The 11,988-nt window shown below is 64.4% G+C and carries 16 protein-coding genes; 11 read left to right on the forward strand and 5 right to left on the reverse strand.

The genetic code is table 11. The features are described 5' to 3' along the window. Nucleotides 1-18: 18 nt before the first annotated feature. The 4 genes from SM755_RS07245 (at nt 19) to SM755_RS07260 (ending at nt 3,741) form a co-directional block, all read left to right on the forward strand. Complete coding sequence (locus tag SM755_RS07245) at nt 19-1,905, forward strand: Rieske (2Fe-2S) protein (protein ID WP_323172080.1); 1,887 nt, start codon at nt 19-21, stop codon at nt 1,903-1,905. Nucleotides 1,906-2,067: 162 nt separating this feature from the next. Next, nucleotides 2,068-2,595 carry a DUF367 family protein gene (locus SM755_RS07250; RefSeq protein ID WP_323172081.1) on the forward strand — a complete coding sequence of 176 codons (528 nt, stop codon included), beginning with the start codon at nt 2,068-2,070 and terminating at the stop codon, nt 2,593-2,595. Between the two features lie 84 nt (nt 2,596-2,679). Further along, nucleotides 2,680-2,829 carry a 50S ribosomal protein L40e gene (locus tag SM755_RS07255; RefSeq protein WP_006107874.1) on the forward strand — a complete coding sequence of 50 codons (150 nt, stop codon included), beginning with the start codon at nt 2,680-2,682 and terminating at the stop codon, nt 2,827-2,829. Between the two features lie 192 nt (nt 2,830-3,021). Then, nucleotides 3,022-3,741: a hypothetical protein gene (locus SM755_RS07260; RefSeq protein ID WP_323172082.1), complete on the forward strand. Its 720-nt coding sequence runs from the start codon at nt 3,022-3,024 to the stop codon at nt 3,739-3,741. A gap of 96 nt (nt 3,742-3,837) precedes the next feature. Here SM755_RS07260 and SM755_RS07265 read toward each other — a convergent pair whose 3' ends face one another. After that, nucleotides 3,838-4,449 (reverse strand): MBL fold metallo-hydrolase, encoded by a 612-nt coding sequence (locus SM755_RS07265; RefSeq protein WP_323172083.1) that lies wholly within the window; start codon nt 4,447-4,449, stop codon nt 3,838-3,840. A 179-nt stretch (nt 4,450-4,628) separates the two neighbouring features. Between SM755_RS07265 and SM755_RS07270 the strand changes: the two genes are divergently transcribed. From SM755_RS07270 to SM755_RS07280, 3 genes are all read left to right on the forward strand, one after another. After that, entirely contained in the window at nt 4,629-4,811 is a 183-nt protein-coding gene (locus tag SM755_RS07270) for a DUF5786 family protein (protein WP_006665720.1), read from the forward strand. 27 nt (nt 4,812-4,838) lie between these two features. After that, nucleotides 4,839-5,435 (forward strand): DUF99 family protein, encoded by a 597-nt coding sequence (locus tag SM755_RS07275; protein ID WP_323172084.1) that lies wholly within the window; start codon nt 4,839-4,841, stop codon nt 5,433-5,435. A 252-nt stretch (nt 5,436-5,687) separates the two neighbouring features. Continuing rightward, the gene (locus SM755_RS07280; RefSeq protein ID WP_323172085.1) at nt 5,688-6,284 is read left to right on the forward strand and encodes a uracil-DNA glycosylase; all 597 of its coding nucleotides are present in this window, start codon (nt 5,688-5,690) and stop codon (nt 6,282-6,284) included. Between the two features lie 5 nt (nt 6,285-6,289). Here SM755_RS07280 and SM755_RS07285 read toward each other — a convergent pair whose 3' ends face one another. Next, the gene (locus SM755_RS07285) at nt 6,290-6,667 is read right to left on the reverse strand and encodes a nuclear transport factor 2 family protein (protein ID WP_323172086.1); all 378 of its coding nucleotides are present in this window, start codon (nt 6,665-6,667) and stop codon (nt 6,290-6,292) included. 148 nt (nt 6,668-6,815) lie between these two features. Here SM755_RS07285 and hisH point away from each other — a divergent pair, with 148 nt between their 5' ends. Beyond that, nucleotides 6,816-7,496, forward strand: a complete 681-nt coding sequence (gene hisH / locus SM755_RS07290) for an imidazole glycerol phosphate synthase subunit HisH (protein ID WP_323172087.1) — start codon at nt 6,816-6,818, stop codon at nt 7,494-7,496. 75 nt (nt 7,497-7,571) lie between these two features. Here hisH and SM755_RS07295 read toward each other — a convergent pair whose 3' ends face one another. Both SM755_RS07295 and SM755_RS07300 read right to left on the reverse strand, forming a co-directional pair. Continuing rightward, a complete protein-coding gene (locus SM755_RS07295) occupies nt 7,572-7,736 on the reverse strand; it encodes a hypothetical protein (protein WP_323172088.1) in 165 nt (54 codons plus the stop codon). Then, nucleotides 7,733-7,876 carry a hypothetical protein gene (locus SM755_RS07300; protein WP_323172089.1) on the reverse strand — a complete coding sequence of 48 codons (144 nt, stop codon included), beginning with the start codon at nt 7,874-7,876 and terminating at the stop codon, nt 7,733-7,735. Before SM755_RS07300 ends, SM755_RS07295 begins: the two co-directional genes overlap by 4 nt. Before the next feature lie 384 nt (nt 7,877-8,260). On the opposite strand from SM755_RS07300, the gene SM755_RS07305 reads away from it, so the two are divergent. Continuing rightward, entirely contained in the window at nt 8,261-8,848 is a 588-nt protein-coding gene (locus tag SM755_RS07305; RefSeq protein ID WP_323172090.1) for a hypothetical protein, read from the forward strand. A gap of 99 nt (nt 8,849-8,947) precedes the next feature. On the opposite strand, the gene SM755_RS07310 is transcribed toward SM755_RS07305, so the two are convergent. Beyond that, nucleotides 8,948-9,304: a zinc finger SWIM domain-containing protein gene (locus tag SM755_RS07310; RefSeq protein ID WP_006665727.1), complete on the reverse strand. Its 357-nt coding sequence runs from the start codon at nt 9,302-9,304 to the stop codon at nt 8,948-8,950. Nucleotides 9,305-9,411: 107 nt separating this feature from the next. Here SM755_RS07310 and SM755_RS07315 point away from each other — a divergent pair, with 107 nt between their 5' ends. Further along, nucleotides 9,412-10,533: a tRNA (guanine(26)-N(2))-dimethyltransferase gene (locus tag SM755_RS07315; RefSeq protein WP_323172091.1), complete on the forward strand. Its 1,122-nt coding sequence runs from the start codon at nt 9,412-9,414 to the stop codon at nt 10,531-10,533. A 62-nt stretch (nt 10,534-10,595) separates the two neighbouring features. Beyond that, complete coding sequence (locus SM755_RS07320) at nt 10,596-11,942, forward strand: YihY/virulence factor BrkB family protein (protein WP_323172092.1); 1,347 nt, start codon at nt 10,596-10,598, stop codon at nt 11,940-11,942. The last annotated feature ends 46 nt before the right edge of the window (nt 11,943-11,988 follow it).

Below are 11,988 nucleotides of genomic sequence, written 5' to 3' on the forward strand. Positions count from 1 at the left end.
TGCGTCGACGTGTTCGGTATGGCAACAACCGACGAAGACGGCGACGGACCGGACGACGAGTTCAGTCCCGTCGTCGCACTCGATGAACTCGAGGAGGCAGGTCGCGAACTGGCGAGTATCGACGGCACGCCGCTGGCCATCTTCCACCACGAAGGCGAGATCCGAGCCGTAAACAACCGCTGTCCGCACATGGGGTTCCCGCTGGTCGAGGGCACGGTCGACGACGGCATCCTCACCTGTCACTGGCACCACGCGCGATTCGAACTCTCCTGCGGCGATACGTTCGATCCCTGGGCGGACGACGTACAGACCTATCCCGTCGCGGTCAGAGACGGCACGGTCTACGTGAATCCGAAGCCGACACACGAGTTGCCGCCCGCGGAGCACTGGGCCGACCGCCTCGAAACGGGGCTCGAGGAGAACCTGCGACTCGTCACCGCAAAGTCCGCGATCGGATTGGTCGACGCCGATGTCGACTACCAGGAACCGGTGGCGACGACGCTCGCGTTCGGGACCCAATATCGGGACTCGGGCTGGGGACCCGGACTCACGATTCTCGGCTGTATGGCGAACCTGATCGACGACATCGACCCCGACGACCGAAAGCGGGCGCTGTACACCGGGGTTCGCCACGTTGCAGACGACTGCGCGGGCGAACCACCGAGTTTCGATCAGCCCGCCTTCGACACGACAGAGGTCACCTTCGACCGCCTGAAATCCTGGTTTCGGGACTGCATCGAGGTTCGAGACGCCGACGGAGCCGAGCGCTGCCTCCGCACCGCCGTCGCGGCAGGCTATTCGAACGCCGAGGTCGCCGAACTGGTCGTCGCCGGCGCGACCGACCACCCCTACCTCACGACCGGCCACGTCCTCGATTTCGCAAACAAGGCCTTCGAGAGCCTCGAGCACACGGGCTGGGACCACGCCGATACGACGCTCGCGAGCCTCGTCGAACCGCTCGTCACCGCCTCGCGCAGCGACGAACAGTCGTCCTGGCGACAACCCGTCGATCTCATTTCCCTGCTCGAAGACGCCTACGGCGGGAGCGTTACCGAGACGAGCGACCTCGAAGAACTCGCGGCAGCGGGCGACGACCGCTCGTGGAGCCCACCCGCCGACCTCCAGGAAACGCTCCTCGGCGACGACCCCGAGGCCATCGTCGACGCGCTCGCCGATGCAATCAGACAGGGGGCGACGCCCGAACATCTCGCCGCCGAGGTTGCCCACGCCGCCGCGACGCGCGTCGCCCAGTTCGGCACCGCAAACGAGTTCAACGACTGGAATACCGTCCACCACACGTTCAGTTACGCCAACGCGGTCTACGGGTTCGCGCGCCGAACGGACGCGATCGAACTCTATCGCGGCGTCTTCGACGGCGCGCTCTCGGTTTACCTGGATCGGTTCCTCAACACGCCGCCCGCGCCGATTCCGACGGTGGGTGAGAACGACACCGGCCGCGATCCCGATGCCGTACTCGACGACCTGCTCGAGACGTTCGACGCCGAGGGAGAGGTAGATAGAGCGGGACGGCTGGTCGCCGAGTTCTTCGACTGCGGCGGCGACGCTGCCGACCTGAAGCGGACGCTCGGCCACGGCCTGCTGCGCGAGGACGCCGGTTTCCACACGCTCCAGAACGTCGAGGCGGCGTTCCGGCAGGCTGAACTCGTCGAATCGTCGTCGGTCCCCGCGTTGGTAGACGACAGCGAGGGTGGCGAGGACGGTGACGGCGACGACGACAGCGACGGTGACGACGAGTTCGTTCCCGGCCGTGAGCAGCGTCGGCGAGTCCCGCTGATCGCGACCGCCCGCTATATGGCTGCCCACTTCCCGACCCGCCGGGAGGCCGAACAGACGTTTACGATCGCCGCGCGACTCAACCGCGGGGAGACGATCCACGAAGCGTAAGCCGGTATCGGGCGATCAGTGCGGCGAACGGCGTCGCCGGCGGTAGTGTCGGCGTCAGCAGTGGCGTCGGCGTCAGCAGTGGCGTCGGCGTCAGCATCGGCGTCGGCCTCAGCACCGATGTCGGTCGCGGCGCTTTTGGTTCACCCCTGCATTGACACGCACGTGGAGTGTCACATCTACTACGAGGGCGACGACGACCCGGAGAAGTGCACCGCCCGCCGCCTCGAGCAGTTCGACGAGGCGACGCTTCACCGCACGATGGGGCAGGTTCCCTACGGCGTCGTCCTCAACCCCCACGCCGACCGGGCACTCTCGCCGGCCGACGCCGAGGACGGCCTCGGGACACTGGTCGCCCTCGACTGCTCCTGGGAGTCCGCCGAAGCAGCCTCCTTCAAGATGAACGGCGTCCACCGGGCCCTTCCCTTTCTCGTCGCCGCAAATCCGATCAACTACGGCCGGCCGTTTCAGCTCACAACTGTCGAGGCACTCGCCGGCGCGTGCTGTATCTTCGGTGACCGAAGCCGGGCCGAGGACCTTCTCGAACCCTTCCGCTGGGGCGACACCTTCCTGACGCTCAACGAAGAGCCGCTGCGCCGATACAGCGAATGTGTGAACTCGAGCGACGTCGTCGCGGTGCAGGACGATTATCTGGCCGACGACGACCCCTCATCTGGCGAGGAGGTGACATAGGTCAATGCCTGCTCCATGCGACAGCAGATACGACGCCACGACAGGACCACAGCGGTTATATGCACCACGAGCAAACGGAGCGACATGCCAAGTTTCGACGCGGCCGAAGATCGGATGCTCCAGAAACTGATCTGCATGCGCTGTAACGCACGAAACGCACCGGAATCCGACCGCTGCCGCAAGTGCGGCTACAAGAACCTTCGACCGAAGGCCAAGGAACCGCGCGCAGCATAATCTGACCGTCTCTCTCCGCGTTCTCTCGCACCCGATAGTGTCTCGCTTTAGTTTATGGGTAGCTCAGCCCCATCTTTCTGCTCGCTCGTATCGAAGAATTTAATTTATCTATGACTAACTTGCTACTATGTACACATCACATTTCGTGAGTGTCTGTGAAGATAAATACCGCAGTCAGTACGGTGATCGCTAATGACGCCGCTCGTCGTCGACGCGCTCCAAACCGAACTCGAGGCCGTCACTGTCGATGCGTTCGCGTTTCTCATGGCCGCGTTCGTCGCCGCCATCTTCATCGCCGTCGGCGTCTTCGCCGGACGCAAACTACAGCCGATCGTTCGTCGGCTCGGCCAGCGAATCGAACTCGACGCCCGCGTTCGCGAAACGCCGTTCGGTGAACTCTTTGCCGACGAGTCAACGGCGGTCTCGAACGCTGCAGGAACACTTGCCAAGTACTACGTCGTCCTTCTCGCGGCCTTCGCCGCCGCGACGTATCTCGGTCTGTCGTCCGTGAGCAACTGGATCGAGTTCATCGTCGGCTTCGCGCCGACGGTCGTCGCCGGCTTCGCCATCCTCGTCGTCGGGTTCGTCATTGCCGACCCGATTGCGACGATCGTCCGCGAGGCGGAGGCGGTTCAGGAGAGCAGAGTTGCGCCCCTCGCTGGCGGTGTGACGAAGGCACTCGTTTGCTTCGTAGCCGCGGTTATCGGTCTCGATACGATGGGGCTGAACGTGGCGATCCTCTATACGTTCGGCCAGGCGTTTGCGTTCGCCGCCGCGCTTGGTATCGCCCTGGCGATCGGCATCGCCTTCGGCTGGGGTGGCAAAGAATACGTCGCTGCCAACGCTGACGACTGGTTTGGCCAGTCTCCGGAATCGCGCGCCGATCCAGCGGCGGTTTCGGACGACGACTGACGACTGACCGTCGATTTTCCCGCTATCGAGGGATGCTCGTCCCGCAAAACGCGTGCGACGAGCGGTGTGGAGTGCCAGCGGTAGGTACTGCCAGCGTCACTCGTCCGGATACTTCGGCTCGCGTTTCTCCGCTCGGTCGAGTGCCGTCTCGACGACATCGCGAACGTCACCCTGGAAAACGTCGCCGTGGCCCGCGTACATGTACTCGACGCCATCCGGTAGTCGATCGAGGAGCCGGTCGATGCTCTCGATGAGTTGCTCGCGGGACTGTCCCGCCATGTCGGTGCGCCCGAAACTTCCGTAGTCGAACGCGCCGTCGTCGTGGACGACCACGTCGCCCGAAAACAGCGCCGTCTCCGAGACGAACGACACGTGGTCGTCAGCGTGACCCGGCGTGTAGACGACGGTGAACTCGTCGTCACCGATCTGAACGGTCTCCCCGTCATCAATCGAATAGTCCCGTTCGGGATGGTGATCGTAGGCGTACACCTCGGGGTCGAAGGCATCGCAGACGGCCTCGAGTTCACTGACGTGGTCGCCGTGTTGATGGGTCATCACGACAGTATCGACATCGTCCGTGTACGTGCGAATCTCGTCGACGACGCCGTCCCAGGCACCTGCATCGACGAGCGTCGTTCGGTCGCCGACGACGAGGAACGCGTTACACGTGAACGTTTCTGCGGCTTCCGTAACGTGGTGGACCTCCATGTGTGCCCAGTCGAGACCCGGCATCAAAATCGTGCCGTCCGCGGTCGCCTGTCGTCTTCCCGCTGAAATGGCTTATTCGCCGTTCCTCCCGGTATACCCCTCGATATCCGAGAATTCATAAACGAATATAAACGTGTACCCCCGGAACTTTTGAACCGGTAGGTCCAAGTAGATACTGTATGGGATTCGGGAGCTACGACGAATCCGAGCAACAGGAAGTGGATGCTGATTTTGACGACGATGACGCTGTCAAATCCGGAGAGAACAGCCACGACGGAACGATCGAGTTCGAAAACGGCGCGTCCAGTGACGAACTTCTCGACCGCCTCAAGGAGATCAAAGACGAGGACGACGACGGCTAACGCTGAACTCGATTTCAGTCAGTGCCGATGAAACCCGGGGGACGAGCACTGGGAATCGCCGAGTCGTATCGCAGGGACCACAGTCACGATTCGACGAGCGACCGCGATCGAAGTACGCTCGCAGGTGCCGTCGTTCGGGCCGACTGCGTCGTCGACGGGCTGGCCTACGAGCACTGTCGCGTCGGCGGAACCGATGCAACCGATAGCGTCGGCTCGCTCCTCGAGACGGCGTGTCGTCCCGACGTGCAATACGTCCTGCTCGGTGCCATCGCCCCGGCCTGGTACAATTTTTTCGACCTCGAACGGATTCACGAGGCCGCGGCTCGTCCAGTGATCGCCGTCACGTTCGAGTCGAGTTCAGGACTCGAATCGGGGCTTCGTGACGCGTTTTCGGGTCCCGAACTTCGGCAGCGGCTCGCGGTCTATCGGCGGTTGCCGGCGCGAACCGAACTGACGGTCAACGGTGAGACGGTCTACGCGCGGTATCTGGGATGCGATCGCGACGAGGCCGTCTCCGTTCTTCGGGCGTTTACGCCGGACGGCGGGCGTCCAGAGCCGCTTCGCGTCGCGCGGCTTGCGGCGCGGGCCGGCGATTCGTACGTCGATGCGGTCCGGGCCGAGTAAGTGACAGGAGTGATACGGACTGCTGTCAGTCATTTCCGACGCAACCGCGCCCGTCCTGTGGTTGCGCCGGCAAATCGTTACAGCAGACCGTATGAGTCACCGCGAGCCGTTAGCGAGTGCGCACAGGCCGGCGACCTCGAGGAGCCGCGGCGAGAGTCGGCGGCTGACGTGACCACGGTGAGCGAGCGTTCGGCTACCGAGACAGCAGCTGCGACCCGAAAGACGTAGTAGGTGGCCCGCGGACCCACACCCATGGGAGAGATGGAGGACTTCTGTGTCACCGAGTGTACGCGCTGTCCAGCACTCGTCGACTCACGCAGCCAAATCGTCAACGGCACCGGCCCCGAGGATGCCGATATCCTGTTCGTCGGCGAGGGACCAGGTGCACAGGAGGACAGCCAAGGCGAACCGTTCGTCGGCCGCAGCGGCTCCGTCCTCGACGACCAGCTCCGAATCGTCGGCCTCGATCGCGACTCGGTTCGCATCACAAACTGCGTTCGCTGTCGCCCGCCTGAGAACCGCGATCCCAATACGGACGAACTCGAGAACTGTCGAGGTTACCTCGAGCAAGAAATCGACCTGCTCGACCCAGACGTAATCGTCACGCTCGGGAAGGTCCCGAGCGAACACCTGCTCGACCGCTCGGTTGCCGTCACGAAAGAGGCCGGCTCCGTCGAGGAGATTCGTCTCGGCGGCACGCCCCGCCGGCTGCTGATCTGCGTCCATCCGGCGGCGACGCTGTACGATCGGAGCCAGGAGGAGACGTTCGAATCGGCGCTCGAACGCGCCGCCGACCTCGCCGGTGTCGACGGCAGCGCCGGTGGACAGACGCGACTCGACGGCTTCTAACGGCTCTAGACTTCGTCCCGATCCGTAAACGTATACCGCCGGGCGATTTGCCCCTCCTCGAGTTCGTGAACGTCGGCGAAGTCGAACTCGACGCGCTCGCCGTCCTGCACGCCGGAGAACGTACCCCGAACCGCTGCAGTGGTCCCGTCGACGAGGACGTCGTGGATTTCGTGGCTGCCGTCTTCGAGGGGGCGACCGGTCAGATAGAACTCGCGGAGCTCCTCGCGACCGGTGATCGCGCCCTGGCCGGGGCGTTCGTATCGAACGTCGTCGGTGAAGAGCGAGACGAGTTCGTCGTAGCGTTCGGCGTCGACGGCGTCGTAGTAGTCGCGGACGACGGCTTCCGGGTCTGCGTCGGCGGCATCAGTGTCGGTATCTGCCATACGGGAGCATCGTTGTCGGGAAGCCTAATGGCTGTGTTTTCCGGAGTTGCGGGGGAAGAGTTGCGAGTTATAAGCCGAGAGCCGCGAATCGTGCGTCGAACATTGCGCGAATGGCAATACACTTCAACGCGCCGCGTTGAGTTCAGGTATGAGCACCCTTGCTGCTGACACCGAGCAGTCCCTGGCCTCCGTCGTCGTCGTCGACTACGGACTGGGGAACCTGCGAAGCGTCACGCGCGGGTTAGAACGGGCGGGTGCCGACGTCGAGATCACCGACGATCCGGATGCGTTCGAAGACGCTGACGGCGTCGTGTTACCCGGCGTCGGCGCGTTCCGCGAGGGCGTCGAGAACGCCGCCCCGATCCGCGAGGACCTCCTCGCGGTCGCCGAGCGCGGTCAGCCGCTGTTTGGCATCTGCCTCGGCATGCAGATGCTCCTGACCGCGAGCGAGGAGGGCGCAACCGACGGCGAGGCCGCCGTCGAAGGACTCGACCTCATCCCCGGAACCAACGTCCGATTCGACGACGGACAGAAAGTCCCGCACATGGGCTGGAACGAACTCGCCGTCGAGCGCGATCACCCGCTCGTCGAGGGTATCGACGGGGAGTACGCCTATTTCGTCCACTCCTACTACGCGGTACCGGACGACGAGTTCAGCGCGCTCGCGAGCACCGACTACGAGCGCGAGTTCCCGTCGATCGTTGCCAACGAGGCGGGCACCGTCTTCGGGACGCAGTTCCACCCCGAGAAGAGCGGCGAGACGGGGTTACAGATTCTACGGAATTTCGTGGAGATTTGCGCTGACGCCGACACCGATACCGACTCGTAGGAACATTCACCAGCGCGGCTGTTTTCGCTCAGAGGGAATCCTGGGACTGGAGACTCGAAGCGATCGATCGCGGTCTCACCGCGACTCCTGCTGCACTCGAACGCCGTACCGCTCGAGCGCCGCCACCACCTGCGGCGTATCGCACGCCCCGAGCATATCGACCGCGGTGAGCTGTGGCTGAAACGGCGGCAGCCGGCTGGTGGCCATCTCGGCGAAACTCGGGCCCAAATCGCGCGTCACGACCCGGTCGACACCGTCTCCGTCGGCGCCTTGGCGGCGTCGTGGTGGCCACAGAGAAAGCGCACCGCCGGATGCGGCCCGTCGCCGGCCGGAACGTAGCAGTTCGCCGTGACGTGGAAATTCGGTCGGCTCTCGAACATGACCGACTCGATGCGGTAGCCGTCCCGTCGGACGAGTTCAGCCGTCCGGACCGTCGGCTCGGTGACGCGGTCGGGAAGGCCGCCGAGACGCGACCGAAACAGCGTTCGTAGCCGGTTGCGCCGCTCCTCGAACGTAGCGCGGGAGTCGACCGTTTCTCGGCGCGCTCAGCTTCGAAATGTACGGCTGCTCGCGTGGAGATGTATCGCGGGAGTTGGTCGGCAACGTCGACGTACCCGTCCACGGCGGGCCCAAATCCGTCCATGGGCCCGCAATTATATGACAGCGGTGATAATTGTTCGGTGAGCGGTCCCGGCGACAGGCGATGGCGGCGCGCTCACGATGGCTGATCGCTTTTGTTTCTCACGCGCGTACGACACGACAACATGAGTCGGCTCCAGCGCCAGGTCAGCCTCGTGCTCGGACTCGTCTTGTTCGTCGTCTTCGGCGTCACCATCACCGGCGACTTGCTCGCGGTCGAGCGGGGTCTCATGCCGCTGCCTGAACTCGGAACCGGAACTGGGCCCGGACCCGGACCGGGCGTCGATGAGAGGGCCGACAGACCGATCCACCCCGAGGGCGCGCCACTCGCGCCGCTGTCAGTCGTCGGAGCCGTACTGGTCCTCCTTGGGACGAGTTCACTGTTCGTCGCCGGGTGGCGCGAATCGGTACGGCTCGCGGGCAGAGAGATCGGCTGGTGGCAGTGGATGAACGTCGGATTCTGCCTGCTGGCGCTCGGCTGGATCGGGCCGTTGCTTTCGACGGTTCAACCGGAGATGATGTCCGGGCTCGTGGCCCTTGCCGTCGCCGTTGCGACGCTGGTGTTTGGAGCCGTTCGACTCACTCGAGAGCCGCCAGCGGAAATGGCTGACGGCGACCCGTTTCCGGTCGAAACGGCGACGACGGTCATCGTCAGCGGTGTGCTGGTGATCTTCTCGGTTCTGTATGTCCAGCTCTTTTTCGGTCTCCACTGACGCTGCGCCGCGGAAAATCACCCCACTCCGCCCCAGCCCGCTTCTCACACGTTCACAGTCACGGTCGCAGACAGCGGACAGCCACAGTCCCACTCACAGTCACAGCAGCTCTCGAACGTCCGAATACCACATATCGTGATAGTCGACGTGACCCACCCGTCGAGCGATCGCAACCGCGAGAACGTGCCAGCAGAGGTCGGTCGGGTCGTCGGCATCGAGATTGAACTCGCTATCCTTGCAGGTACAGCCGCCGTCCTCGACGATGTACTCGTCGTCGTAGCCGACGACGATCGTAAAGTCGCGGTAGGTCTTGACCCGGTTCTCGCCGACGGCCTCGATCGCCCGGACGCCGCGATCACCGTGGAGACGCGAAATTTGATCGACGAGTTCGGGCGTCAACTCGCTGGTTTCCTCGAGTCGGGCCTGCCAGCGCTCGACGGGCGTCGCATCCGGCACAGTCGTGACTGTGTCCCGGACTGTAAAGTCGGTTTGGTTGTCCGCGCGCCACGGACACCGGCAGGCCAGACCACGTCGCTTTTCGTCCGCTACCGACGAGAATCACTATGCGCGTCACCGAGGGTGAACTCGAACTCGAGGTCCCCGGAGAGCAGACGGACGGTATCGAGGAGTCGGTGTTCTACAACCCGCGCCAAGAACTGAATCGAGATCTGACGATCGCGACGTTGCGAGCCTACCGCGAGCGGGAGGACCGCGCAGAAACCTATCTCGACGCGATGACCGCCAGCGGAATCCGCGGTGTTCGAGCCGCCGCAGACGGCTGGGACGTGACCTGCTGTGACGTCAACGAGGACGCGGTCGAACTCGCACGGGCGAATCTCGCTCGCAACGACTGCGAGTCACGAGCGACCGTCGAACACCGCAACGTCAACGCCCTCATGCACGAGCAGGTCTTCGACGTGATCGACCTCGACCCCTACGGAACGCCGATGCCCTTCGCCGACGCCGCGTTCGCGAACTGCCGCGACCTGGTCTGTGTCACCGCGACCGACACCGCCCCGCTGTGTGGCGCACACTTCAACAGCGGCGTCCGGTCGTACTCCGCAGTACCCCGAAACACCGACTACCACGCCGAAATGGGCGTCCGCATCCTCCTCTCCGCGCTCGCCCGCAGCGCCGCCCGCTTCGACGTCGGCGTCGAACCCGTCCTCACCCACGCGACCAGCCACTACGTCCGAACCTACCTCGAACTCGAGCACAAGGCCACCGCCGCCGACGCCGCGATCGACACCCTCGGCCACATCTCCCACTGCGAGGACTGCCTCTACCGCGAACACGAGTTCGGGCTGCACGCAGATCCGATCGAGGAGTGCCCCCACTGCGGCGGGAATCGTATGCTCACCGCGGGACCCGTCTGGCTCGGCTCGGTCTGCGATTCGGAGTTCGTCGCCGCGGTTCGCGACGAAGTCCCCGACGCGTTCGGTACGGCCGAGAAGGCGCGGGATTTGTGCACGACGCTCGAAACTGAACTCGACGAGCCGACCCACTACGACCAGCACAAACTCTGTCGCAACTGGGGACTCCCCGCGAACGCGATGGACGAGTTCCTGACCGACCTGCGGGACGCGGGCTATGCCGCCTCCCGGGCCCACTACGGCGGCACGACGTTCAAGACGGACGCGAGCGTCGGGGAGATCCGCGAGGCGACGGCGGCGAGCCTCGAGTGATCGAGTGAGGCCCTGAAGCCGCGCCCCACCCGTATTTGGTCGCTCCCCGCGTCTAGACGCACGTGCTCGATCGCAGGGAAGCTGAACTCGAGACGGCGAGACGGATCGTCAGCCTCGCACGGACCCAACAATTGACGCTGCTGTCGGCCGGCGTCGCCTTCTACGCGTTCATCTCGCTCGTCCCGCTGATGTTGCTCGCACTCGGCGTCGCCGCGACGCTGGGTGGAGAAACGCTCGCGAACCGAATAACGACCGCAGCGAACGACGTTCTCACGCCGGCGGCCCAAGAGTTGCTCGCCGAAACGATCGTCGACGAGACGGGTCGCCAGAGCGCGACCGTCGTCGGGGCGCTTGGCGTGCTCTGGGGCTCGAGTCGTGTGTTCCGCGGACTCGATCGGGCGTTCTCGGCGGTGTACGGAACGGTGGCGTCGAAGTCGTTTCTGGATACGTTCTGGGACGCCATGGTCGTCCTGCTCGTGATCGCGGTCGGGCTCACGCTGGTCGGCACGCTCGAAGTACTGGTCGAGTTCGTCCCACTGCTTCGCGTCATCGGGCCGCTGTTTATCGTGCTCGGCCTGTTCGTCACGTTTCTCCCGCTGTACGTCGTGTTTCCCGACGCGGGCGTCGACGTTCGCGAGGCGACGCCGGGAGCGCTTCTCGCCGCGGTCGGCTGGTATGTGCTGAGTCACGCCTTCTCGCTGTACGTCGAGTTCGCCGGCGGCTACGCACTGTATGGGGCCCTCGGAGCTGTCTTTCTCGTCCTCATCTGGCTGTACGCCGGGGCGATTATACTCGTCTTCGGGGCGGTCTGTAACGCGGTCCTCGCCGACCGTGAAGTGGATCGGCAGCTACAAAGTCCCGGCGCTCGACAGATTCGACCAGAAGCGATGACCGACGACGCCACGGGGGCCGACGAGGGGACGCCGGCGGACCGCTCGGACCCGACCGAAACGACCGCGAGCGACGGACCGGACGGACCGACTGACGAGTTCAGTCGCGCCGGGCGGGGTCGCGCGAGCGCTCGAACGCGAGACCGATCGGACGACCCCGAAGCGCTCCGCGAGGAGATCGAGCGCCTGCGCGACCGCGTCGATACCTTCGAGTCGAACGTCGAACGCCGAACCGTCGAGCGCGACTCCCTCGAAGGCGAACTCAAGCGGTACGTTCGCAGTCGCGTTCGACACAGCCACGCACACGGCTGGGGGCCGTATCTCGTCTTGCTCTACGGGACGCTCATGGCGATCGCCGCGTTTCGGTTCCTCGACGGCGGGTGGGCGATCCTCGCGATGTTTGTCGTCTGGACGTCGACGCTCGGCGTCTACATCCTCATGGTCCTGATCGGCGCGGGCGTTTCGCTGCTTGGCTTGCCGGGCCGGTTGCGAAATCGGATCGGGCAGTGGCGGTCCTGATTCTGTCGGAAGGCGATTTCGAACGTTGAAAACGGACCGAAACGGA

Source organism: Natrialba sp. PRR66, assembly GCF_034808065.1.
GTDB lineage: Archaea > Halobacteriota > Halobacteria > Halobacteriales > Natrialbaceae > Natrialba > Natrialba aegyptia.